Source organism: Aliikangiella litoralis (assembly GCF_052495765.1).
This window is the reverse complement of sequence record NZ_CP199292.1, coordinates 5592879-5616858: the sequence shown is the minus strand read 5'-3', so window position 1 is coordinate 5616858 and position 23980 is coordinate 5592879. Positions and strand designations below refer to the sequence as shown.

Sequence of the window (23980 nt, the reverse complement as noted above, 5' to 3'; positions counted from 1 at the left end):
TTTTATAGACAAGTAGTTACGTTATTATTTTGCTTTTGGATCACTATATCTATTCTTCCAACAGATATATTCCATTTAGTCATGTTTGTTGTTCCCATTAGGGTGTTTTCATCTATCAGGTGTAGCCAATCATCCATATCTATTTCTATTTCACCATTATCCTGTTTTATTAATAGGCTGTAGTTTAAATGAAGTAAGTCACCAATAACTTTACCTGTTGCTTGGCCAACAACATCGCCTGCACTACCAATCCAGTTGTTATTGATTTGTTGAAAAATCCAAGTGCGAGATTGATTTTCTCCGTCGTCAAAGACAAATTTTTCATCTAATATGACTTGCTCTGTTTTTTTATAGGCATTGATGTTGGCAATAAACTTACGATTGATCTCTCCATCTCTGTGTCTAACAATTCCCCAGGCACATAACGAGCCACTAAAGAATTTTTCAAAGTTTAATGCTGGTAGGCTTTTTTCTCGATAAGATTGAGAGGATGAGCAGGCCGATAATAATAAGATAAGACTGCTAGTAATAATGTACTTCATAATTTTTCCCTTCATGCTTTTTTATATATATACGCTCAATAAAATAAACAGATCATCACAATATTTTTTAATTTGAGTGGAGAGTGATCCAAAGTGAGTTTCTTGCGTATTTATTGTTATTGTTAATCAATAATGAGAGAAAATGTTATGCAAAAATTAAATAATAAAATTTTTTCAGTGTTTGCTTTTGCTGCACTTCTAGGGATAACTGGCTGTGATAGTGATAATAAAACAACAACTGAAAACCCTCAAACTTCACCTGACACGCGGGTTCAAATTATCCACGCTTCTCCTGATGCTCCCAAAGTTGATTTGGTTTTAGATGGGAATATCATTGCTGAAGATGTCGACTATTTACAAGCTACACCCATTAGCCCTATTTCTGTAGGTTCTCATACCGTTGGTGTTAAAGCGATATTACCCGATGAATTGACTATCAATGCATTTGATGATGTTACGGCTGATTTTGCTGTCGAGACTATTTACACCATATTAGCTGTTAACAATACTGCCAATATAGAACCACTGGTTTTAACTCGAAGTGATAATGGTGTTAGTAACGGTAATGTTAGGTTGCAAATTGTTCATGCTGCGCCTAATGCTCCTATGGTTGATGTTTATGCAACTGCGCCTGGTGCTGACTTAGCGCAGTCAGCACCTTTAGTCACCGCTGAATTTAAAGGCAGTCTTGATGCAACCGAAGTTGCTGCTGGCGACTATCAGATTAGAATTACGTTAGCTGGCGATCCTCAGACTGTAGTTTATGACTCTGGGACTCAAACATTACCTTCGGGAGGCGATTTTGTTGTTGCGGCTGTTACTAACACTGGCCCTGGTTCACACCCTGTTAATTTAGTTTTGGTCAATACACAAGGACAAGTAACGCCAATACTCCATGCTGATACACCTGCTGCTGTGAGAGTTGTGCATGCCTCTCCAGATGCACCTGCAGTTGATGTTATTGCAAATGATAACTTTCAAGCACCACTCATTACCAACTTAGCTTATGCAGAATATGCAGGATATGTTGACTTATCACCAGCTAATTACAATGTGAAAGTTGTTCCTAATGGTGAAATGACTCCTGTAGTAATCGATGCTGATCTCAATATTATGGCTGGATATGCTTACAATGTTATTGCGACCAATAATTTAGCTTCAATTTCACCATTGGTGTTAACTGCCAATAATCGCCGAATCGCGACAGAAGCAAAACTACGTATTATCCATGCAAGCCCTACCGCAAGTGATGTTGACCTTTATTTGGTAGCACCTAATGCTGATATTAGTGATATTGAACCAACCTTAGCTGGTGTGCCATTTTTAGCGGATACCAACTTTTTATCTATTACTCCAGGTAGTTACGATGTCGTTGTAACGCCAGCAGGTACAAAAGATATTGCTATTGGTCCATTAAATGTCAACTTAAGTGCATCGGGAATTTACTCTGTAATTGCAAGAGATAATGCCGGTGGAGGCGCTCCATTAGGTGTTATCTTATTGGATGACTTTGCGGTTACTCAGTAGTTTTTAGTAGCAAATAGTAGGCAGAAAAATGCAAGCGAAAAGACAAATGAGTGGGAATCTAGTATATTGGCCAGTAACAAGTTCTCAAAAACTTAAGGTTAATATGAGCAGTGTTTCTGACCATGAAGTAAAAGGTGAAAGTCCAAATCCTTGGAGTGAACACTTGCGTGCGGTTGCCGAACATAGTGACCGTAATGCTTTTAAAGCACTTTACTTGCATTTTTCACCTAAAATTAAATCCTTTTACTTTCAAAAAGGTATGGCGTCTCATGCTGAAGAACTGACTCACGAAGTTTTTCTAAAGGTTTGGCAAAAAGCTTCAACTTATCAATCTGATAAAGCCAATGTTTCAACGTGGCTATTCACTATCGTGAGGAATTTACGGATTGATTTTTTACGACGTAAAAAAATTGACGAATGTAGTGATGAAAATACCCCTGAAGCACTAGAAGAGGATGATCATCTCGAAAATTTACAAAGTGGACGAGATAAAATAGAACTTCATTCATTATTTAAACTACTCAACGATGAACAACGTAACGTATTACAGAAAGTTTATTTTGAAGATAAGAGTCATCAAATCGCTGCACAAGAACTTGAACTAAGTCTTGGCACTGTAAAATCGAGAATACGGAGTGCACTTAAAATTTTACGCTCCCACATGGGAGGAGAGTTATTATGAAGTACCACCCAGATATAGAATTATTATTGAAGTATTCAAGCGGCCAGCTAGCTCCACCATTGGCTGTTGCTATTGGTTTGCACCAATATGAATGTAAAATTTGCCAGAAAAAAATCAAAGAGCTAGAGATGATTGGCGGTAGCACTTTGGAATCTATTGATACGACAACGAATATAAAACATGAGTCTATTAACTCTATGGCTGCGGACATGAGTTCTTTTGATCAATTATTAAATGATATTGAGGAATTGCCTGATACCGTTGATGAAGCGTATGATGATATTGCGATTGCTCGTTCTGATGTTGTGTTATTTGAGCAATTAAATAATAGACAGTTAAATGATTTGCCTTGGAAAAATGTTACTCGCAATATTGCTCGTGCAAAAATACAGATGGACTTTCCTGGATATGATGTCGAGCTATTTAAGTTCTCGCCTCATGCTAAAATACCAAAGCACACACACTGTGGTAGAGAATTTACCTTTGTTTTAGAAGGTAATTTTAGTGATAATCAGGGACAGTATGAAAGAGGTGCTTTTATTGAGCAAAACCAAGCGAACGAACATCAGCCAATTGCAGGTAGTAAGGGTTGCATTTGTCTCGCTGTGACAGATGCACCATTAAAGTTTACAGGGGCTTTAGGACCTTTGATTAATTGGTTTAATCGTTAAGTGATAAAGCTTAATAATTGATTGAAATACTGTTTTAAAAAAAAGGTGCCTTAGCACCTTTTTTTGATGTTTTGTAAATGATTAACGCTTATTCATTTTAAGTGTTTTTAGCTGCTTTAAAGCTTTCTATTGCTTGCTTTCTAGTTGATTTTAAATCAACCTGAGGTGGATAGTAATCAGCAAGTAAACGAGTTTCAAATTGATGTATTAATTTAGCTGGTTGTTTGCTTATCTGAGGTAACCATTGTTTTATAAATGTTGCTTCAGGATCAAACTTTTTTTGCTGAGAGGCTGGGTTAAATACTCTAAAGTAGGGAGCTGCATCTGTGCCTACAGAAGCACACCACTGCCAGCCCCCGTTGTTGCTTGCAAAATCATAATCGAATAAATGATTTGCAAAAAACTGCTCTCCTTCTCGCCAATCAATCCATAAATTTTTAGTTAAATAACTAGCCACTATCATACGCAATCGATTGTGCATCCAGCCTGTTGTAATCAGTTGCTTTATTGCTGCATCAACAATTGGGATACCTGTTTCTGCATTTTTCCATTGTTTGAGATGTTTTGCTGATTTTGACCATAAAAGTTTACTTTCTATTGGATTAAAAGCATGTCCCTTTACAACTCGTGGAAAATGCCATGCAACAGAGCGATAAAAGTCTCGCCAAACTAACTCATTAATCCAGCATTGAGCATTTTGAGGCGAAGACTGTTTGGCTGTTTCATAACAACGTTTAACAGAAATTGCACCAATCGCCAGCGCTGCAGATAATTGTGATGTTCCGTTGCTTGAAGGTATATCTCTTAATGTTTGATAATTTTCTATATCATTTTTGCAAAAAGAATTCAGCTTATCTAACAGAAATTTTTCTTTAATATTAGGAAGCTGTATTGAGCTTTTGGATGTTATTGAATCTAGTGTTAATAAATCAAATCCTTCAAGCTGTTTTTGTTCGATGAGCTTAAAGTTACTGGTCGCTTTTTTTGGGGGGGGAGGGAGCGTTGTTACAGGATAGTGATCTAAGTATTGGTGTACAGCTCGTGCATAAGCGCTAAATACTTTATAGCCTTGTGACTGTCCATTGACAATATCCCATGGTGGTGTAAGGGATTGATCATTAAAGCGATAACACTTGATATGTTCTGATATTTTTTCAACAAATTTTTTATCTCTTACTCTTTCATTAATTAAGTATTCAGTATTAAAGTAACATGCCTGAATATCTAGTTTATGGCAAAGTTCTACTAAGGTAGATGTTGATAATGTAAAATTTTTTGAATTAATGATCAGTAATGGAATATTTAACTTTTTAAGATTTTTTTTAAGTTCTTTTAGCTTTTCAATAATGAGCTTTCTTTGATTGATGCCAATCGTGTGAATATCCCATTGGTATTCACACATTAAATACACGGCAATAGTCGCAGAGCTTTTATCTGCCATTGCACTAAAAAGTGCCGGGTTGTCATCTAATCTTAAATCATTTCTAAACCAGACTAAATTTATTTTATTCATTAACAGGTTGTCACTCGTATAGCGAGCTCTTTTGGATAAGGCTCAAAATAGGATAATTTAGAGACATATTTTACAGGAAAATGTTTAAAGTGATGCTTTAATAATGTGATTGGTGCAAGTATCGGTTGAATACCTTTTCTATAGTCAATGATACATTGAGTTAATTCTGATTTATCGCCTGGTGAAAGGTGGTGTTTCAAAAAACCTTGTAAATGCATAAGTACATTGGTGTTGTTAGGTCGTGTTGCTGGATGTTGTAATGCTAACATTAGTTCTTTAATATAGGTTTCAGAAATGCTTTGTAAGGTATTTGGAGTAACAGATGCTAAAATAGGCCCTAATTTACGATAAGTTTTTTGACAGTGCGCTAATAATGTCATTTTGTGTCTAGCATGAAATTTTAAAAGATTATTCGTTGTTATTCCAGACTCTTGTAGTGTTTTCCATTCATTGTATAAGTAAACGCGTTTTATAAAGCTATCTTTTAGCAAGGGATCATTCAGGCGGCCATCTTCTTCAATAGGGAGTAGTGGAAACATCGATTGAATTTTGGCAGCAAATATACCAGTCCCTTTTTTTTCGGCTTGGTTTTTACTATTGTAAACCTTCACCCTTTCTACACCACAACTTGGAGAGGCTTTACAGAAAATATAACCGCTTAATTGAGATAAGACGTGTTGTTTTTTTTGGGCATAATCTATTAATTGCTCTGTTACATCAATATTGTGATTTTCACTCAAAACAGCTTTTGGAGAACTGGGATCGCCAATTAATCTGAGTGTTTTGCGGGGTATAGGCATACCAATACCCACTTCCGGGCAGATAGATTCGAATTCAAATATGCTAGATAAATGATTTTTACAAAATTTATTTTGTTTATGACCGCCATCATATCTCACTTTAGCACCAAGTAAACATTGGCTGATACCGACTTTTATCATTGATATTACCTCTATTTTATTTAAATTCAATCTAGCCTTTAATATCTTTACGTAACTTATAAGCAATTGGATCAATAAAAGTTTAATAATTATATCAATAAGTAGATATAATAATATTCATGTTTAAGCCTACTTTATATATTTACAGCTATTTATTATCTCAATAAAAAATATTTAAAGAGTCGATGGGAGCGTCAATTAAATATTTACATTAAAGTATTTTTTATATGCTACTTTTATTAAAGACCATAAAATTGTTAGGACTATCTAAGATTTTTGGGTTGCATTAAATAAAATAAAGCGGAGAAGTAAATGGCCAAATTAGTCGATGAATTACAGCATGAGCATAAAAATATCGTTGGAAACTTAAACCAAATTAAAATGTTAGGTGTGACTTCTAGTGAAGGACAAAATAAATTGCGCTTAGTTAAAAAAAGCTTATTAGCACACTTAAAAAAAGAAGATGAGCGGCTTTATCCGCTGCTTAAAAGTGCTGCTCAATCAAATCCTGAGTTAAAAAGAATACTTGATATGTTTGCTAAAGACATGGATAAAATATCAAAAGATGCAATGGCTTTTTTTGATAAATACTCTAATGGCGGTTCTGGATTAGAGTTTGCAAAAGATTTTGGAACACTATTAGCGATTTTATCTCAAAGAATACATAAAGAAGAAAATATTATTTATGCTAAATACCGTGATATTGCATAAACTATGTGAATTATTAATCTTAATTTCCTCAGTTCTGGTCCCAAAGTGCTTTTTGGGACTCAGAATTCTTCCTCTCTATTGAGCTTATTGTTACTAAAGGCTATTTTTATTTGTTGTCTTTGGTTGGTTTTTCTTTTTTATCTGATTTTTTATCTTTTTCGCTTAATGGAAAACGATTAGGTACAACATAAGTTTCATCATACTTGTTTTTTTCCGCGTTATTGTTTAACTCAGAAATCGGTTGAGATGTTTTGGTTAATGATGTTGTCACTTCAGGAGATGCAACTGACTTATTGTCAGAAGTAGTCGCTGGTATATTGGTTTGTTTATCTTGTGGAGGTGTTTGATTCTTTTTGTCTTCCTCTGTATTTGAGCATGCAAATAAAGTTGAAAGAAAAACAATTACTAAATAATATTTGATTGATATAGACTTCATAGTGTTACTCTTATTTATATTGCCGATTTTGTTCAGTATTAAATATCATTTTTATATTTTATTTCGAGAAAACTTAACTAATAAAATCAGGAATATTAAGCCAAGCCAATGATAACTTCCACCACCAGAATAGCCTTTACGATAGCTAACCTCAACTGTTTTTCTTTCTTTTACTCTTTTTCTAAACTCTTCGAGTTTTAGACTTAAATTTATTGTCATTTTTTCGGTTGCTTGTTCAAAAGTGGAGTTTCTTAGTTGTCTGGATTGTTCTACTTTACCAATAAAGCTATGATCATTGATTATGGTTGCTGCTCCAGGTGCTCGAAATAGCAGTTTTTGGGTGGCAACATCAAAAACTGCAGTATCAACAAAAGTTTGTGAATGACTTGTTTCTCCCGGTATAAAAAATGCGCCGACGACAGTAAGATAAGCCAGTGAAAGTCTATTTTCTTCAGTGATAGACAAGTGATCATAAGACACTAAAGCCATAACTTCTATATCATGTAATGTGGCAATTTGTGAAATAGTTGAAAAACCTCTTCCTTGACGCATATAAAGTTCAGGTATAATCTCAATAGAATCAACGTAAGGTAGATTCTCAAATTTTTTCGAAACTTTAGTTAGCAGCTTTAATTTTTCGGTTTCAGATAATGAGCTATGGATATTCGGTGATGTTTCTGGAATAAAAGCAATACCAACTCTTAGGGGGAGTTTTAAATGAGGTAACTGATCATTTGAATGAACAACTTTTTTACCATTTGGATATAAATATTTAATTAAGTTACTTGATGTTCCACGTTGGACTTGATGCAAACATCCACTTAGTAAAACCGTTCCCAGAATAATCCAAATAAATTTTTTTAAATGAAACTTACTAAATAATGACATAATTAATCTCTTTGGTTGCCTAATCACCAAACAGGCTAAATTTTGTTTCTGAAAAAGACTATTTTATTCGTAAAAGCGGTGTATGTTGAACCTTTGAGTTGCAATATATACAACTCTTATGTTCTTTATCTATTGATAAATTAATGTTTATGATATGGATATATTGAGTGCGAGAGTATTATATTTTATGAATCACTTGCAGGATCAATTTCAATTCTCCAGCGAACACGACTAGCCGTTTTCAATTTTTCAATATCTGGCAGTGTTAAATCTAATAGCTGGTGTAATTGATTTCTATTGTTCGTATGTAAAAATAACTGGTAACGAAATTTACCTGCTTTTTTAACATAAACAGCGGGTGCAGGCCCAAGTAGTTCTACTTTTAGATCACTATATCTATCGAGTATTGCTTTAACTTCTTGTAAAAATTGTTTTACAAAATTTATTTGAGGTGACTCAGCATGAAACATAGCAGAAAACGTATGAGGAGGAAGCTCTGCTTCTATTCTTTCTTGAATAGCTGATTGTGCAAAGTCAGAATAACCTGCGTGAATGATTTCATGTAACATGGGATGCTCAGCGAGGTGAGTTTGAATAATAACCTCTCCAGGTTTATCTGCTCGACCTGCACGACCAGATACCTGAGTGATTAGTTGGGCAGCATATTCAGGGGCTCTATAATCGGCACTATAAAGCGCACCGTCCATATCAATTAAACCCACTAAAGTTACATCTGGAAAATGGTGGCCTTTGGCGAGCATTTGAGTACCTATTAAAATATCAACTTCACCGGATTTTATTGAGGTTACAAAATCTTGCATGGCAGACTTTTTGCGTGTTGTATCACGATCAATGCGGCTAACTCTTGCTTCTGGAAAAAGTTGCTGTACACCTTCTTGTAATCTTTCTGTGCCTAAACCAACAGGGACAATTTGCTCACATTGACAATTGGGACATTGATTTGGCGCCTTCCGACTTGAGCCGCAATGGTGACATTGTAGGAAGTGACTTTGGTGGTGATAGGTAAAATGGGTATCGCAGCGCTGACAACTACTGCTCCAGCCACACTGATGACAGAGTAATACTGGTGCATATCCGCGTCGATTGAGAAATAATAAAACTTGCCCTTGTTGTGAAATATGTTTCTTTATTAAGCTGATAAGTTCACTGGATAAACCATGGTTAATAGGCTGTTTTTTTAAATCAATGATTCGATATTTCAATTGTGCTGATGTTTTCGCTTTTTGGGTAAGGTTAATGCGTTTAATTTTTTCTTTCGTGACATTGAGTAAGGATTCTAATGATGGTGAAGCACTGCCTAACACAACTGGTATTTGTTCTATGCTGCCTCGAACCATAGCGACATCTCTTGCTGAATAACGAAATCCCTGTTGTTGGCGAAATGAAAGATCATGTTCTTCATCAATAATAATAATTCCAGGACTCTTGAGCGGGGTGAACAGAGAAGAGCGAGTTCCGATGATTATTTTTGCATCTCCGCTACGAGCTTTTAGCCAGTTTTGTAATCTTTTTTGCTCACTCATTCCTGAATGTAACAAGATTATTTCTACATCAAAGCGTTCTTGAAACCGTTTTAGTGTCTGTGGTGTTAAACCTATTTCTGGCACTAACACTAAAGCTTGCTTGTTTTGTTGCAAGACATGATGAATGAGTCGTAAATAGACTTCTGTTTTACCGGAAGCTGTAACACCAAAAAGCAAGAATGCTGCATATTGGTTAAGTGATTGTGTTATCTGTTCAATTGCAGCCTGTTGTTGAGTATTGAGTTGAATTGAAGTTGGGATATTAGGTAAATTACTTGTGATGTTGGGGTTTACTGTTGAGTATTCACGAGATACCCACAGTTTTCCAGCAAGTGTTTTCAAGCTGGCGTATGGCATATTAAACTGATTAATTTGATCATGGGCAATACCATGATTAGACTGCATTAGTTGTTCAAGTATTTGACGTTGTTTTATTGCTTTTTTATTCACTTTTCCAGTAAACAGGGCGGCTTTCCCTAACTCGGTTATTTGCCAATAGCTTTGTCGGCTCTGTTTTGCTGGTTGTCCTTTAAGTAATGAGGTTGGCAACATTGTTTGCCATATTTCACCGGGTGGTGCATGGTAATATTTTTCCATCCAATGGTAGAGTTTTAGTAATGATGGTGTAACTAGTGAGAATTGATCAATAATAGTTAAAATTTCTTTTAATTTAGAGTCATTAATAACTGAAGCATGTTCGCTTTTCGGTGAAACAGAAACAATAACGCCTATTTTAGTTGAGTGGCCAAATGGTACTTTGACTCGCATACCTGGCTTCGGCTCGATGGCATAATTATAAGGAACGATATAATCAAACAGTCGTCGAAGTGGTACTGCTATTGCGACTCCAACAATCAGTGAGTTGCTATGGAATGGGGTTTGTGGTTCCACTTATAGGTTTCGATTTTTAAAATCAATGACGTTGAGCTATTTTGCGGGATATGAGGTTAATTCTCAAGTGGTGTTCGCATTATGCTTAGCTGTCTTTTGTAAAAAATGAAATTATTTGCAAATAATGCTGATAAGATATAGTTCTTAACAGCAAAGCGCTTTATAATTTCATTGTATACAAACCTCTAAGGTAAGTTATGGAATAGTAATATGTCCTAATATAGCAGTAAATTGCATATTGTTGCGTTAGACTACTTTAGGTTACTATTTTCGTCCTATACAACATTCAATACATACCTTTTATAAGACAAATTAAAAGATAAAACTCATGACAAATCTTAATCAAAAGAAAAGACCATTGTACATTCGATATGCAGGTCCGGTTTTACTGGAAACGCCTTTATTGAATAAAGGTAGTGCATTTACCGTCGAAGAAAAGCAAGCTTTTAACCTTGAAGGGCTTTTACCGGCGACAATTGAAACTATTGAAGAACAAGCCCAAAGAGCTTATCAACAGTTTTCTCAATTTAATAATGATTTAGATAAACATATCTATTTGCGTAATATTCAAGATACTAATGAAACGCTTTATTTTAGGTTAATTACTGATCATCTAGAAGAAATGATGCCAATTATTTACACGCCAACAGTAGGCCTGGCTTGCCAAAAATTTTCTCAGATTTATCGTCGCAAAAGAGGATTGTTTATCTCTTATCCTGATCGTGATCGAATTGATGATATGCTGCAAAATGCGACTAAGCAGAATGTTAAAGTAATAGTGGTGACAGACAGTGAGCGGATTTTGGGATTAGGCGATCAAGGAATTGGTGGCATGGGAATTCCGATTGGAAAACTGGCATTGTATTCTGCTTGTGGTGGTATTAGCCCTGCTTACACCTTACCTGTTGTTTTAGATGTAGGAACCAATAATCAAGAATTGTTAGATGATCCTATTTATATGGGGTGGCGAGAAAAAAGAGTAACGGGTGATGAATATTTTAAATTTGTTGATAAATTTATTCAAAGTGCTAAACAACGTTGGCCTAATGCGTTAATCCAGTTTGAAGATTTTGCGCAGGCTAATGCTACTCCGTTACTAAAAAAATATCAAAATGAGTTATGTTGTTTTAATGATGATATTCAGGGTACAGCTGCCGTAACCGTCGGTACATTATTAGCTGCATGTCATGCACAAGGCACTCAGTTGAAAGACCATCGAGTGGTATTTGTGGGAGCGGGTTCGGCTGGATGTGGAATTGCTGAGCAGATAGTTGCCCATATGTGTGAAGATGGTCTTAGTGAAAAACAGGCAGTTGATCAAATTTATTTAACGAGCAGTAAAGGTTTATTGACTGATGATATGCCATTGAGAGATTTTCAGCAGAAGTTTGCAAAGTCTAAGTCTGAAGTGGCTGCTTGGAGTGCCAGTGGAGAAAACATTAGTCTATTAGAGTTAGTCAAAGAAAGTAAACCAACCATCTTAATTGGTGTTTCAGGTGTCGCTGGGTTAATGAGTGAGGCTGTTATTAAAAGTATGTACTCAAACTGTGCTAAACCAATCGTTTTACCACTTTCAAATCCGACATCTAAAGTTGAAGCTTTACCTGAAGATGTACTTAAATGGACTGAAGGTAATGCCATTGTTGCCACCGGTAGCCCATTTGATCCTGTTAATTATGATGGGAAAATTTTTCCAATTGCTCAGTGCAATAATAGCTATATCTTTCCTGGCGTGGGATTGGGTGTCATTGCTAGTGGTGCAAACCGTGTTACTGAAGAAATGTTTATGACATCAAGTGAAGCGTTAGCCGCCTGCTCTCCTTTAGTAAAAGATGAAAGCAACCAGCTATTGCCTGATTTGAATGATATTAGAGAAGTGAGCCGTTATATTGCTGTTCAAGTTGGTTTAAAGGCGATGGAGCAAGGAGTCGCGACAAAAGTTGAGCGAAGTGTCCTAGAAAAAGCCGTCGAAAAACATTTTTGGTTACCAGAGTACCGAGATTACCGAAGGACATCATTCTAAATAAGTTAACGCACTTAGAGTTGCGTTATCGACGCTACTTATCTTTTTTACAGGGCTTATGCCCTGTTTTTTATTATGTTGTGAGTTTAACTAAATGGTTATGAGAATTCTGAAGATTTTATTAACAAATGGTTTTTTATTAATCATTCCAGTTTTAATATGGAATCTTGTATTTACCTCTCAATTGCCATCAGCATATCAATCTCCAGGTTTTGATGAAAGTACTTCTGCATTCATTATTGGGGGAGAAAATTTCTTTCGCATTATTATTTTTATTATGCCACTACTCTTTCAAATGAGTTTTAAAGACAAAATTCAGAAACAAGGGTTAAAACTGTTTTTAATTGGGTGCTTTGTATATTGTCTTTCTTGGTTGATGTTGCTGTATTGGCCTGAGTCAAATTGGAGTCAAAGTCTTTTGGGGTTTTCTGCACCAGCATTAACTCCAGTAATATGGTTAGTTGGTTTGAGTTTAATGGTTAAACGCTATTATTTTGCTAGGTTTTCACCGTGGCATTATATATTACCTACAATAGGCTTTTCGATTTTTCATGCTCTCCATGTGTTTGATGCTTATTATAGAGTTTATAGCTGATAGTATTATTAAACTATTCTGAATTTAGATTCTCTTAAGCTAATTAGAGTAAAGTTGAAATAGAGTAAGTGTTGTAAATATCCTCTGATTTAACATAGAAGGTATGTGGTAAAGTGAAAATTAAAGTTGATGATTTATCCGATCCTCGGATAGCTGTTTTTCTGGATGAACATATCGCAGATATGAAATCCATTTCTCCTCCTGAGAGTAAGCATGCTTTAGATATAAATAGCTTAAAAAAACCTGATATTATATTTTGGACTGCTTGGGAGCAGGAGAATTTGTTAGGATGTGGGGCGCTAAAAAAACTGAGTAAAGAGCATGCAGAAATTAAATCAATGAGAGTGTGCTCTAGTTTTAGAGGAAAAGGGGTTGCTTCACTTATTTTAAAACATATCTTGAATGAAGCTACTTCAATGGGTTATACCCGTTTAAGCTTAGAAACTGGATCAATGCCGTTTTTTGCCCCTGCAAGGAAATTGTATGAAAAATTTGGCTTTCTATGTTGTGGTCCATTTTCGAATTATAAAGAAGATCCAAATAGTGTATTTATGACATTGAGGATATTACAAAACAAATAGCCTATTTAAGGTTGAGCCCAACGCTTGGTAAGTATTACGTTTTTATATATTGGTTATGCGGAGTATGAAGTAAGCCTAGCCAGTTTACATTTCCAATCACCTTAAGGTTCAACTGAGATTGCTAATTGGTTACGGTATTATGAATACGGAAAATAAAGCTGGGGCAATCGTTGTTATAACCTATTGATTTTATAAGTTTTATGTTGTTTTTTGATTTTGTTAATATTTTAGAATGTAGAGTTAAAAGCAACAAAAAAGACGCTAAAAAGCGTCTTTTTTCGAAAACTTATCAAATAATGGCGATTATTTGTTAAGTGAACGTGCTCCGAAACGTTTACGGAACTTATCAACACGACCACCTGTATCGACCATTTTTTGCTTTCCGGTATAAAAAGGATGGCAAGCTGAGCAGACATCTAAATTAATGTCTTTACATAATGTTGAACCAACTTCTACTTTGTTGCCACAACTACAGGTTGCTGTAATTGGAGCATAATTTGGATGAATATCTGTCTTCATGATATTTACTCTAATTGTTTGTATATCGCCAAATGAGCCTGTTAAGCGTGAAATGCAGCCTAGCTGGTCAAATACCATACACCATTTAATGGAGGCGGGATTTTACCGATCACTACCGTTTATTGCAAGCCTTATTAAGCATATATGCTGTGTATTCGATTGTTGCACATAGAAGGGGAGAGGCTTGGTTGGACATCTGGGGAGTTTTTAGGTCAATAAGCGGGGTCTATTGAAAGGCGTAGTATTTATTAAAAGATTAAAAAACTTAGCGCTCATTTTTATAGAGAGGTAAATAATAAGTCTTAAAGTTTTGTGTCTTATTTTAAATAATAAAATAGTTTTATTAATTTGATAAAATAACATGGCACTTTACTGATATTCGATGCTTTATTACTAAATAGAGTAAATTATTTTTGATAATTTTTAGTTTTTTACTTGAAAAAAAATACATCAACTCCATATTAAAATCAGCAGCAGCAAAACACTTAAACCGGTTAAAGCTTTTTGCTCAGAATTATTTTAATTTGTTAATTTCTGAGGAGATTTTATTATGAATATGTTACGTATCAATCCGTTAAGAGACTTAGATGCTTGGTTTAATTCTTATCATCATTCAGCCGCTAATAAAGAAGCTAATGAATGGGCGCCTAGTGTCGATATTGTTGAAAATGAAGAAAATTTTGTGATTAAAGCTGAACTTGCGGGAGTACCCAAAGAGGATATTAAAGTTGAAATTGATAGTAATGTTTTAACTTTAAGTGGTGAAAGAAAAACCGAAGTAAAAGACGAAAAGCGACATCGAATAGAACGCTTTTATGGCTCCTTTTCAAGAAGCTTTTCATTACCAGATAATATTGATGAAGAGAGCATAAAGGCTGAAAGTAAAGACGGTATTTTAAGCCTGACTTTGCCAAAGAAAGTGCAAAAAGAGAAGTTAACTCAAATAGAAATTCACTAACATTAAATCAATTTAAAAAAGCCGACAACTTCGTCGGCTTTTTAATTAGCCATAACAGTTCTATCCTGTGCCCAGTCCCTAAGAGCTTGAATTTTTTCTGCCATTACAACCGATAGTGGACGAGTTTGTTTTATTGCCTGTAGTATGGCCTCTGTTGTGAGTGCTTTATTTTCTGAGTAAGCATGATAAAGAGCTGACACAACGGCTTGTTCTATTTCAGAACCAGTAAAGCCTTCGCTCGTTTTTGCAAGGGATGCTAATCCTATATTATCGATGTTTTGCTCGCGTCTTTTTATATGAATTGAAAAAATTTCAACGCGAGAGTCGAAGTCTGGCAAGTCAACGAAGAATATTTCATCTAATCGGCCCTTTCGCATTAATTCAGGTGGTAGTCGTGAAATGTTATTGGCTGTTGCTACAATAAAAACTTGCTGCTGTTTCTCTGCCATCCAAGTTAATAGAGTGGCTAAAACTCGCTGTGATGTGCCACCATCGTTTTCTCCGCTAGATACGCCTTTTTCAATTTCATCTAACCATAATACGCAAGGTGACATGAGTTCGGCCATTTTTAGGGATTCGCGAAGATTTTTTTCTGTTTCACCGTGAAATTTATTATATAAGGCCCCAAAATCTAACCTTAGCAGTGGCACACCCCACATACCTGCAACTGATTTTGCTGCTAAGCTTTTGCCGCCGCCTTGTACGCCAACCAGCATTAGTCCTTTGGGAGGATCCAGAGGAATATCTCTGTTAAGGAAAATGGCTTCCCGATGTTTCAACCATTGTTTTAAATTATTGAGGCCGCCTACTTCGCTAAACTTTGACGTTTCATATTCAAAACTTAATACACCTTCCATATCCAGGAGTTCAAATTTAGCTTTGTTGATTGCAGGCAATTCATTTTCTGTAATGGCTCCATCACTAATCACGTTACGGATTAATGTCCGGGCATCGGCAAAAGTCATTCCAGCCAGATTGCGAACTAACTTTTTTAATGTTTCATTATCTGTTTTGACTTTTTGTCCGTGGTTTGCCTTTGACCAGAGCTTTGCTTCTTGGCGAACGAGTTGTTCTAATTGCTCTTCACTTGGCATTGAAAGTTGAAATTTGGCTGAGAACCGTTTCACTTCTACGGGTAAATCAAGAGAGTGAGAAACAAAGAAAATGGTGTGCGCTACTTGCTGGTGGTTTTGAGCTATTTCTTTTAGCACTCTAACAATTTTAGGAGCGTCTTCAAAATGTGGATGAAAATCGCATAATGCAAACATGCAGGCGCGTTTAGATGCTTTAATTTCAGTGAGGGCATCTAACGGATCTTGTGTATTTTCAATTTCAGCTAAATCATGTGCTAAGTCTATACGCTTCATTCCATCAACATGATCCCAGCAAAACAGAGGCTTATTTAAGAAGGCGGCAATTTCAGCTAAAACATTGAGTGTTCGGCGTTCTTCATGAGTTTCTATGGTGATTATGGGATAGCCCGATTTAATTAATAGACTGAGATCATTAAAATCAGTTTTACCGCTCATAGTTATCCTTAATTCTTTGTATCAGGTTGGCTTTCGTCATTGATATCACTTAAAATTGATGACTTAAAAGTGTACATCAAATATGTGTTTCAGTTATTTTAGCCGTATTTAAGTGAGTGTCTAGGTTATGCGCCAAATTTCCCCAGTTGATAAAGTTATAATGATTGCTGATAACGCCTTAAAAACACTTTTTGGTGGTTATCAGGTTACTGAACGCGCCAATCCTACCGAAAGTGCTACTTTGAAGTCATCTATACAAGAGACTATACCGCTAACGCTTGAAGAACAAAAAAATGCCGCTGGATTAATGCGAATTAATCATTGTGGTGAAGTTTGTGCCCAGGCTTTATATCAAGGGCAAGCAATGACGGCTCGTTTACCTGAAGTGAGAGATAAAATGGCACAAGCAGCAGCAGAAGAGAATGACCACTTAAATTGGTGTGCAGACAGATTGAAGCAGTTAGATAGTTCTCCCAGCTTTTTTAACCCTGCTTGGTATATTGGCTCTTTTGCTATTGGTGCTATTGCTGGAGCGGTTGGAGATCAATGGAGTTTGGGGTTTGTGGCTGAAACAGAACATCAGGTAGTTCGTCATTTGGATAACCACTTACAGAAGCTGCCAGAAGCTGATTGGGAAAGTAGAGCTATACTGACGCAAATGCGAGAGGATGAATTACAACACGCAACCACTGCACTAGCTGCCGGTGGTGCAGACTTGCCTGTACCAGTTAAAAAAATAATGGGGGTTATGTCAAAAGTAATGACTTCAACGGTTTATTATGTTTAAGGCACGACTTGACGTGTTGTTATTTTAAATCGTAGATATAAAAATTAGGTTCTTCTTTGCCTCTCAATTAAATTGCAAAATAAAAATTGATGCAGAAAAGTAAGAAAGTCCGTTTGAGTTATTTAGAATGTTTTATTACGGCTTAAACGTAATAGTTATTTTTAAACCATGAGGTTGAATATTCTCTGCTGAAATACTTCCTCCATTAATGGCAAACGCACGTTTAGCTATGGATAAACCAAGGCCCACACCACCTTTGTTTCTTGCTCTGTCAAAGTCTGGCCGATAAAACGCATCGAAGAGTTTATTAAGCTGGGGAGGCGAAACACCGGGACCATTATCTTCAATGGTTAATATCACTTCTTGTGCTGATTGAACTAATTGCACTTTAATACAAGTGCTTGGGCCTGCATATTTAATTGCATTACGTAGTATATTTTCAATGCCACTTATTAAAGACTCTCTTAAGCCTGAAAATAGGCAACTGGATGGCAACATCAATTGAATTTCTATATCGGATTGCTCTGCTTCAAAACGTGCATCATCAACTACTGACTCAACTAATTGACAAAGATTGAACTCTTCTTTGGATACCCCGATTTCTTGTGCTTCCAATTTAGATAATGTCAATAAGTTATCTAGCATCTCATTCATTCTATCGGATTCAAGTTGAATTCTTTTTAAATTCGTTTGGCGAACTTCTGAAGACGGATTATCCATCATGCCTAATGCTATCTTTAAACGTGCTAACGGGGAACGTAGCTCATGTGATACATCGCTTAATAACTGTTTTTGTGAACTGAGCGTGCTCTCAAGGTGGTTAGCGAGTTTATTAAAATCTCTGGCTAGTTCGCCAAACTCGTCGCTTCGCTTAAAGAGTTGATATAAGTTATCACGATTAGATAAGTCACTTTTCATTTCTCGAGTTGCTTGTTGTAATCGACGAATAGGACGAGTGACTATCCAGCTGAGCAAAAAACTAACAGGAAAGCTGATGATAAAGGTTGAAAAAAATAAAATTTTGGCCGTATCTTTAAAAAAGTTTTTGATTAAATAACGGTAATAAGAGGGTTGCTTTTGTTTTGAGTAAACCCAGTAACTTTCACCCTTTACGTTTATTAAAGTACCGCCAAAAAATGCTATTTTATTTTGAAATACTGATAAAGGCTGGCTTTGACGTTTAACCCTGTCGTGTAGGTTAATTAATAGTTCAGGTGTATCTTTACCAAAATAATCACTCCCTTCTTTACTGAGTAAATAAGTATCTCTTAATCTTTTTTTTAACAGACGACTACGCTTTGAAGGGGTACTGATAAGAAAATTAATGCGTTTTGTTATTTTTTTTAGTTCGTGATTAACCGGATGTGGAAGTGGTCGAAAGTATGTTTTTCCACTATTTATATAGCCTGTAAATAGATAAGTGGTAATTAATATAACCATGGTTAGCCAAAACCATGCAAATATTTTCCAAAATAGGTTTAGTTTTAATTGAGGTTTGCCAAAGTTCATTTTTTTCATTAATTTGACCAAACGAGGTATTGATAGCCGCTGCCTCTAACGGTTTTAATTCGAGGCTTATCTTTTTCAAAGTCACCCAATTTTTTGCGTACATTGCTTAAATGCATATCAATACTACGATCAAATGGTTGTAATTTTTTACCTAAACAGACTTGGCTTATCGTATCTCGGGTGACTAATTTTCCTGCATTTTCCATTAACACTTTGAGTAGATCAAATTCTGTAGATGTTAGCTCAACTGGTTGGCCATTAAGTGTGACTTGTCTATTGTTATTATCTAAAGAGACATGGTTGATATTCATTTCATAGCGTTGCAGCGGGGCTATCTTTTGATTAGTTTGTGTTCTGCGTGTAACAGCTCTGATTCTAGCTACTAACTCTCGCGGGTCACAGGGTTTGGCTAAATAGTCATCTGCTCCCATTTCTAGTCCAACAATTCTATCTACTTTGTCACCTCTGGCAGTTAACATAATAATGGGAAGTAGGGAGCTTTTGCGAATTTCAGTTAAGGTTTCGAAGCCATTTTTTATTGGCATCATGACATCAAGAATTAATAGATCATAATGATTGATAGATATTTTTTCTATTGCTGCATCGCCATTATTAGCACAATCAACCTTGAACCCCTCCTGAGAAAGATAATCATTTAACAGTTGGCACAGTTCGATGTCATCATCAGCAATCAGTATGTTAATCATATTGTGGCACGGCTATATTTCCTAAACTATTAGTTTTCAAGTTTAACATACCTATAAATATCAGTAAGAAAAGCTAATCGTTCTTTACACAATTTTTACAATTCACTGACTCTACTTTGCATTACACACAGTAAGCTTATTACTGGATTGTTTATGTTGGCATGTTTCAGTTATGTTTAATCAAATAGAGAGGAATTAGCTATGTTAAAAAAAGTGTTATTAGTTTGTGTACTATCCAGTATTTCGTTTACTGGCAATTTATTAGCGGGATCTGAATATCACCCAAATGACAGTGCTGAGAACATTGCAGAAAAGCACCATCATTCAGGTAAAAAACATCGAAAATATAGAAAACTAATGGAAAAGCTAGATTTAACTCAAGAGCAACGAGAGTCATTTAAAGCCATTAAAGAGCGTAATAAAAAACAAATTATTGCTAATAGAAGTTCAATGAAGACGCTCAAAAAGAAGATAAAGCGCTTGCTTAAAGCTGAAGTTATTGATGAGCCGGCTGTGAGAGAGTTTAGTGCTCAAATGGCAGAACTAAAAACCGACAATATGATTTTACATGCTAGGGAAAAGAAGGAAATGCTGACTCTATTGACTAATGAGCAAAAAGAAAAGCTAGAGCAAATGAAACAAAGAAGGCAAGAAAAAAGGCAGCAAAGAAGAAATGCGAGAAGAGATAAAAACTAATGTTCTGGTTTGTTTTCCGTAAAGTAAGTCGCCCCGAGAAGGGGCTTTCATTTTCGGCCTTAAACCACCTGTTTCAGTAGGCGGTTATCATTTTTCTCCTGCTGCAGCGAGTATTCATAATTGGTGTTTTTATCGAATTAAAAAATCATATTAGGCTGTTTATTAAGCACTCAAGGGGAATTCTTTAAAATTTTTTATTATTTAGCTTAATTTTGCTAGGAATTCGCTAGTAATTATGGGAAAGTTCTGCTATTGGAATTTATAGGAACTTAACATGAAGTATGTAAAACTAGCGGTGATACTGAGTTTGGCTTTTCCGCTTCTGGGATGTCAGTTTTTTTCAAATATCAATGCAGATCCACATTTGCGAGACACAAATAATTTAACCCCTTTAATCCGCTACCATTTAGATGATGGCATTATTTTTATTACTGCTGTCAGTAAAGGTTGTACACTGTTTAATAGCTATGAAGTTCGTGTGGCTAATCCCGAGCAAAATAGCATTGCGGTAGTACAAGTAAAGCCCGATCTATGCGCACTAACCAGTCGTAGTGTTGAGCTTCAATATTCTTTTAAACATTTATCGCTCGATTTTGATAAACCTATTCTTGTGGTCAATCCAGTTGAAGAAGGGTAAAGTCGCTGTTAATTGAGGTTATTTGTTCGTTAAACCTTATATATATCACATAATTGAATTTTGATGTTGGGCTTGTTTCTAGCTCGTTGTTGTCATAATCTCACAATGTCTAAAATAAAAAAGTGAAAACAAATGGATGATGAAAAGAATATAAATAAGGTCACAGCAGCGGAGATTAGCTCTGTTAGTGGTAGCGAGCGTTTCCAAACGTTGGATTTTATTCGGGGAATTGCTGTTTTAGGTATTTTGGTAATGAACATTCAAGCTTTTGGGAATGTTTTTGCTTCTTATTTTAATCCAACCATTAATGGTGATTTTTCTGGTATTAACCAAGTTGCTTGGTACATTACGCATATTTTCTTTGAACAAAAATTCTATACAATATTTTCAATGTTGTTTGGCGCTGGTATCGTTGTAATGGCCCAAAGAGCAGCAGATAAAGGTCTCTCTTCGGCAAAAATACATTATCGGCGTACCGGGCTTTTGTTAATGTTTGGCTTAATTCATGCGTTTCTCATTTGGTTTGGTGATATTTTAGTGTCCTATGCTTTTTGGGGGTTTTGGGTTTTTTTGCTGTGGAAGAAGTCACCTAAAGCGCTTTTGTGGACTGGAATGTGTTTGGTTTTATTTATTTCGTTGATCATGTTTTTGGGAGCGCTTTTTATGCCTCCAGAAGAAATTGATAAATTACAGGAAACCTTCGCTCCTTCGCAAGAGTCGATTCGCTTAATAATCGAAGCATATCGTGGAAGTTGGGGGCAGCAGCTTTCTCAGAGAATTGATACTGCACTCGTTTTGCTTTCACAAATGGTCTTTTTTGGATTTAGACTGGCTGGTTGTATGTTAATTGGGATGGGCTTGTATAAACTTGGCGTACTGAATGGTTTAAAAAGTATTACTTTTTATAAAAGGTTGACCTTAATTACTCTAATTCCTGGTCTTATTCTAGCTGCTTATGGTGCAAAACAGTTGGTCGAAAGTGGTTTTACAGATGCGGTTCAAGCTCAGATGGTGTTAGGACACTATAATTACTTGGGAAGCTTATTAGTCGCTTTAGGATATATTGGTTTATTTCATTGGCTCTATTTAAGTTGTCGGATTGAAAATGTTAAGCATCGGTTGGAAGCTGTTGGTAGAATGGCATTTAGCAATTATATTTCACAATCAGTGATTTGTACTGGTATCTTTTATGGTTTCGGATTGTTTTCAAAGTTAGAGAGAGCTGAATTGCTTGGTGTTGCCTTGCTTGTTTTATGTGTACAAGTTATATGGTCAAAATGGTGGCTTGACCGCTTTTATTTTGGCCCATTAGAGTGGTTGTGGAGAAGTTTGACTTACGCAAAATTTCAACCGTTTAAAGTTGTGAAATGAGTTTCATTATTTTACTTGTGCCCTAAGTGGAGGAAAGCACTATTCTACAGCGTTACAATGAAATAGTGCTTTGTCTTCTAGCCTTAAGGCTGTCAACTTTCCTCCCCACACACATCCTGTATCCAGTGCATGATATCTATCGGTCGAACAGTTACCCTCTAGAGAAGCCCAGTGTCCGAAAACTAAGTCACAGTCTAAGGGGGTGCTTCTAGTATATTCAAACCATGGCACTAGTTCTGAAGGTTGTTGACCTAAAGGCTTTTTACAAGTGAGCTCTAATGAGCCGTCTTGATGGCAGTATCTCATTCGAGTGAGGGCATTGGTAATATATCTTAGTCTGTCTAATCCTTGTAGTTTTGAATCCCAATGGTTTGGGGTGTTACCGTACATTTGTGTGAAAAATTTACCATGATTAGATGACTGTAAGTAGTTTGAAACTTCTTGTGAATAAGTTAAAGTCTGTTGGATTGTCCAGTTATGAGGGACTCCTGCGTGAACCATCGCGCAATTAAGGGATTGATCCCAATGAAATAACGGTTGTTGTATTAGCCATTGGGCTAAAAGGTGGCAAAGCGGTGAGTTGAGTAGTTCGTCAAAAGTATCTTTTTTATTGGCCTTATGTTTTTGGGATTCAACCGCTAAAAAATGTAAGTCATGATTGCCTAGCACGCAGCGTATACTATTTTTGTGTTGATAGATGAACTCTAAAGTCTGTAAAGATTGCGGGCCTCGGTTGATGAGATCGCCCGCTAGCCAAAGTGTATCTTTGGTTGGGTTAAAGCTAATTGTATTGAGAAGCTTTTGGAAAGTTTGGTAACATCCTTGAATATCACCAATGGCGTAAGTTGCCATAGTTTAGCCTAAGTGAAAATTGTTTGATGATAAATAGTTTACAGAAAAAAATAACGATACCATAGGCTGTCATAGGAAATAATTAATTGAAGGAGTAGAAGTGATGAGTGAACAAAAGCGTAAAGTAGTTGTGGTAACTGGTGCAAGCTCAGGTTTTGGTAAAGCGACAGCCATTAAATTTGCTCAGCAAGGTTGGTATGTCATTGCTCTTGCACGAAGAGAGGAAAGACTACAAGAACTCCTGCAAACTATTGGGGAAGAGCAATGTGAAATAATGGTTTTTGATGTTTGTTGTCAAACTCATATTGATTCTTTAGTAAAAAGGCTTAAGGAAAAGGCTTTGCATGTAAACTTGTTAGTTAATAATGCTGGTCTGGCACTTGGTTTAGAGTCTGCTGATAAGGCCTCTTATGATGACTGGGAAACGATGGTGGACACCAATATTAAAGGATTAATCTATATGACTCGAGCAATTTTACCCAGTATGGTTGAAGCTAAAAATGGACATATTATTAACTTAGGTTCTATTGCTGGTACCTATGCTTATCCTGGTGGTAATGCCTATGGAGGAACAAAAGCATTTGTTTCACAGTTTAGTTTAAATTTGCGTGCAGATTTAGCTGGAACAGGAGTTAGAGTCACTAACATTGAACCGGGTTTAGCTGAGACAGAATTTTCCTTAGTTCGTTTTCATGGCAATAAAGAAAAAGCTGATAAAGTTTATGAAAATGTACAGGCACTTACTGCAGAAGATATTGCTGAAAGTATTTTTTGGAGTGCTAATCAGCCGCCACATGTTAATGTCAACCGAATTGAATTAATGCCAACTTGCCAGGCTTTTTCTCCTTTGTCAATCACTCAATAACCAGT

General features: G+C 36.0%; 24 protein-coding genes. 13 read left to right on the top strand and 11 right to left on the bottom strand.

Annotated elements, in window-relative coordinates:
• Positions 1 to 2: 2 nt before the first annotated feature.
• The gene (locus ACT5E3_RS23550) at positions 3 to 542 is read right to left on the bottom strand and encodes a DUF3833 family protein (RefSeq protein WP_444996011.1); all 540 of its coding nucleotides are present in this window, start codon (positions 540 to 542) and stop codon (positions 3 to 5) included.
• A gap of 147 nt (positions 543 to 689) precedes the next feature.
• On the opposite strand from ACT5E3_RS23550, the gene ACT5E3_RS23545 reads away from it, so the two are divergent.
• From ACT5E3_RS23545 to ACT5E3_RS23535, 3 genes are read left to right on the top strand one after another with little or no spacing between them, the layout of a single operon-like run.
• Positions 690 to 2069, top strand: a complete 1380-nt coding sequence (locus tag ACT5E3_RS23545; protein ID WP_444996010.1) for a DUF4397 domain-containing protein — start codon at positions 690 to 692, stop codon at positions 2067 to 2069.
• 28 nt (positions 2070 to 2097) lie between these two features.
• Entirely contained in the window at positions 2098 to 2751 is a 654-nt protein-coding gene (locus tag ACT5E3_RS23540; protein WP_444996009.1) for an RNA polymerase sigma factor, read from the top strand.
• Complete coding sequence (locus tag ACT5E3_RS23535) at positions 2748 to 3422, top strand: ChrR family anti-sigma-E factor (RefSeq protein WP_444996008.1); 675 nt, start codon at positions 2748 to 2750, stop codon at positions 3420 to 3422. The genes ACT5E3_RS23540 and ACT5E3_RS23535 overlap by 4 nt, the downstream gene beginning before the upstream one ends.
• A gap of 97 nt (positions 3423 to 3519) precedes the next feature.
• Here ACT5E3_RS23535 and ACT5E3_RS23530 read toward each other — a convergent pair whose 3' ends face one another.
• Together ACT5E3_RS23530 and ACT5E3_RS23525 are read right to left on the bottom strand one after the other, a co-directional pair.
• Entirely contained in the window at positions 3520 to 4935 is a 1416-nt protein-coding gene (locus ACT5E3_RS23530) for a cryptochrome/photolyase family protein (protein ID WP_444996007.1), read from the bottom strand.
• Entirely contained in the window at positions 4935 to 5876 is a 942-nt protein-coding gene (locus tag ACT5E3_RS23525; protein ID WP_444996006.1) for a YbgA family protein, read from the bottom strand. Before ACT5E3_RS23525 ends, ACT5E3_RS23530 begins: the two co-directional genes overlap by 1 nt.
• 312 nt (positions 5877 to 6188) lie before the next feature.
• Here ACT5E3_RS23525 and ACT5E3_RS23520 point away from each other — a divergent pair, with 312 nt between their 5' ends.
• Positions 6189 to 6587, top strand: a complete 399-nt coding sequence (locus ACT5E3_RS23520) for a hemerythrin domain-containing protein (protein ID WP_444996005.1) — start codon at positions 6189 to 6191, stop codon at positions 6585 to 6587.
• A gap of 106 nt (positions 6588 to 6693) precedes the next feature.
• Here the strand turns inward: ACT5E3_RS23520 and ACT5E3_RS23515 are convergent, their stop codons facing one another.
• The 3 genes from ACT5E3_RS23515 to priA form a co-directional block, all read right to left on the bottom strand.
• On the bottom strand, positions 6694 to 7023 hold the full coding sequence (locus ACT5E3_RS23515; protein ID WP_444996004.1) for a hypothetical protein: 330 nt from the start codon (positions 7021 to 7023) through the stop codon (positions 6694 to 6696).
• A 51-nt stretch (positions 7024 to 7074) separates the two neighbouring features.
• Positions 7075 to 7911, bottom strand: coding sequence for a rhombotarget lipoprotein (rhlP, locus tag ACT5E3_RS23510; protein ID WP_444996003.1), 837 nt, complete (start codon positions 7909 to 7911; stop codon positions 7075 to 7077).
• A gap of 185 nt (positions 7912 to 8096) precedes the next feature.
• On the bottom strand, positions 8097 to 10346 hold the full coding sequence (gene priA / locus ACT5E3_RS23505; protein ID WP_444996002.1) for a primosomal protein N': 2250 nt from the start codon (positions 10344 to 10346) through the stop codon (positions 8097 to 8099).
• A gap of 328 nt (positions 10347 to 10674) precedes the next feature.
• Between priA and ACT5E3_RS23500 the strand changes: the two genes are divergently transcribed.
• The 3 genes from ACT5E3_RS23500 (at position 10675) to ACT5E3_RS23490 (ending at position 13545) form a co-directional block, all read left to right on the top strand.
• Positions 10675 to 12369, top strand: coding sequence for an NAD-dependent malic enzyme (locus tag ACT5E3_RS23500; RefSeq protein ID WP_444996001.1), 1695 nt, complete (start codon positions 10675 to 10677; stop codon positions 12367 to 12369).
• A 100-nt stretch (positions 12370 to 12469) separates the two neighbouring features.
• Positions 12470 to 12964 carry a hypothetical protein gene (locus tag ACT5E3_RS23495; RefSeq protein ID WP_444996000.1) on the top strand — a complete coding sequence of 165 codons (495 nt, stop codon included), beginning with the start codon at positions 12470 to 12472 and terminating at the stop codon, positions 12962 to 12964.
• A gap of 113 nt (positions 12965 to 13077) precedes the next feature.
• Positions 13078 to 13545, top strand: coding sequence for a GNAT family N-acetyltransferase (locus ACT5E3_RS23490; RefSeq protein ID WP_444995999.1), 468 nt, complete (start codon positions 13078 to 13080; stop codon positions 13543 to 13545).
• 303 nt (positions 13546 to 13848) lie between these two features.
• Here ACT5E3_RS23490 and rpmE read toward each other — a convergent pair whose 3' ends face one another.
• The gene (gene rpmE / locus ACT5E3_RS23485; RefSeq protein ID WP_444995998.1) at positions 13849 to 14064 is read right to left on the bottom strand and encodes a 50S ribosomal protein L31; all 216 of its coding nucleotides are present in this window, start codon (positions 14062 to 14064) and stop codon (positions 13849 to 13851) included.
• Positions 14065 to 14614: 550 nt separating this feature from the next.
• Between rpmE and ACT5E3_RS23480 the strand changes: the two genes are divergently transcribed.
• Positions 14615 to 15022 carry an Hsp20/alpha crystallin family protein gene (locus ACT5E3_RS23480; protein ID WP_444995997.1) on the top strand — a complete coding sequence of 136 codons (408 nt, stop codon included), beginning with the start codon at positions 14615 to 14617 and terminating at the stop codon, positions 15020 to 15022.
• A gap of 41 nt (positions 15023 to 15063) precedes the next feature.
• Here the strand turns inward: ACT5E3_RS23480 and ACT5E3_RS23475 are convergent, their stop codons facing one another.
• Positions 15064 to 16551 carry an AAA family ATPase gene (locus ACT5E3_RS23475; protein ID WP_444995996.1) on the bottom strand — a complete coding sequence of 496 codons (1488 nt, stop codon included), beginning with the start codon at positions 16549 to 16551 and terminating at the stop codon, positions 15064 to 15066.
• Positions 16552 to 16678: 127 nt separating this feature from the next.
• Here ACT5E3_RS23475 and coq7 point away from each other — a divergent pair, with 127 nt between their 5' ends.
• The gene (coq7, locus tag ACT5E3_RS23470) at positions 16679 to 17338 is read left to right on the top strand and encodes a 2-polyprenyl-3-methyl-6-methoxy-1,4-benzoquinone monooxygenase (RefSeq protein ID WP_444995995.1); all 660 of its coding nucleotides are present in this window, start codon (positions 16679 to 16681) and stop codon (positions 17336 to 17338) included.
• Positions 17339 to 17473: 135 nt separating this feature from the next.
• On the opposite strand, the gene ACT5E3_RS23465 is transcribed toward coq7, so the two are convergent.
• Both ACT5E3_RS23465 and ACT5E3_RS23460 read right to left on the bottom strand, forming a co-directional pair.
• Positions 17474 to 18856, bottom strand: coding sequence for an ATP-binding protein (locus ACT5E3_RS23465; RefSeq protein WP_444995994.1), 1383 nt, complete (start codon positions 18854 to 18856; stop codon positions 17474 to 17476).
• Positions 18856 to 19554, bottom strand: coding sequence for a response regulator (locus tag ACT5E3_RS23460; RefSeq protein WP_444995993.1), 699 nt, complete (start codon positions 19552 to 19554; stop codon positions 18856 to 18858). The genes ACT5E3_RS23465 and ACT5E3_RS23460 overlap by 1 nt, the downstream gene beginning before the upstream one ends.
• A 201-nt stretch (positions 19555 to 19755) precedes the next feature.
• Here ACT5E3_RS23460 and ACT5E3_RS23455 point away from each other — a divergent pair, with 201 nt between their 5' ends.
• The 3 genes from ACT5E3_RS23455 to ACT5E3_RS23445 all read left to right on the top strand — a co-directional run bounded on the left by ACT5E3_RS23455 (position 19756) and on the right by ACT5E3_RS23445 (position 22258).
• Entirely contained in the window at positions 19756 to 20250 is a 495-nt protein-coding gene (locus ACT5E3_RS23455; RefSeq protein WP_444995992.1) for a Spy/CpxP family protein refolding chaperone, read from the top strand.
• 274 nt (positions 20251 to 20524) lie between these two features.
• Positions 20525 to 20887 (top strand): hypothetical protein, encoded by a 363-nt coding sequence (locus ACT5E3_RS23450; protein ID WP_444995991.1) that lies wholly within the window; start codon positions 20525 to 20527, stop codon positions 20885 to 20887.
• A 132-nt stretch (positions 20888 to 21019) separates the two neighbouring features.
• The gene (locus tag ACT5E3_RS23445; RefSeq protein WP_444995990.1) at positions 21020 to 22258 is read left to right on the top strand and encodes a DUF418 domain-containing protein; all 1239 of its coding nucleotides are present in this window, start codon (positions 21020 to 21022) and stop codon (positions 22256 to 22258) included.
• A 39-nt stretch (positions 22259 to 22297) separates the two neighbouring features.
• Here ACT5E3_RS23445 and ACT5E3_RS23440 read toward each other — a convergent pair whose 3' ends face one another.
• The gene (locus ACT5E3_RS23440) at positions 22298 to 23110 is read right to left on the bottom strand and encodes a symmetrical bis(5'-nucleosyl)-tetraphosphatase (RefSeq protein WP_444995989.1); all 813 of its coding nucleotides are present in this window, start codon (positions 23108 to 23110) and stop codon (positions 22298 to 22300) included.
• A 103-nt stretch (positions 23111 to 23213) separates the two neighbouring features.
• Here ACT5E3_RS23440 and ACT5E3_RS23435 point away from each other — a divergent pair, with 103 nt between their 5' ends.
• Complete coding sequence (locus ACT5E3_RS23435; protein WP_444995988.1) at positions 23214 to 23975, top strand: SDR family NAD(P)-dependent oxidoreductase; 762 nt, start codon at positions 23214 to 23216, stop codon at positions 23973 to 23975.
• Positions 23976 to 23980 lie beyond the last annotated feature (5 nt).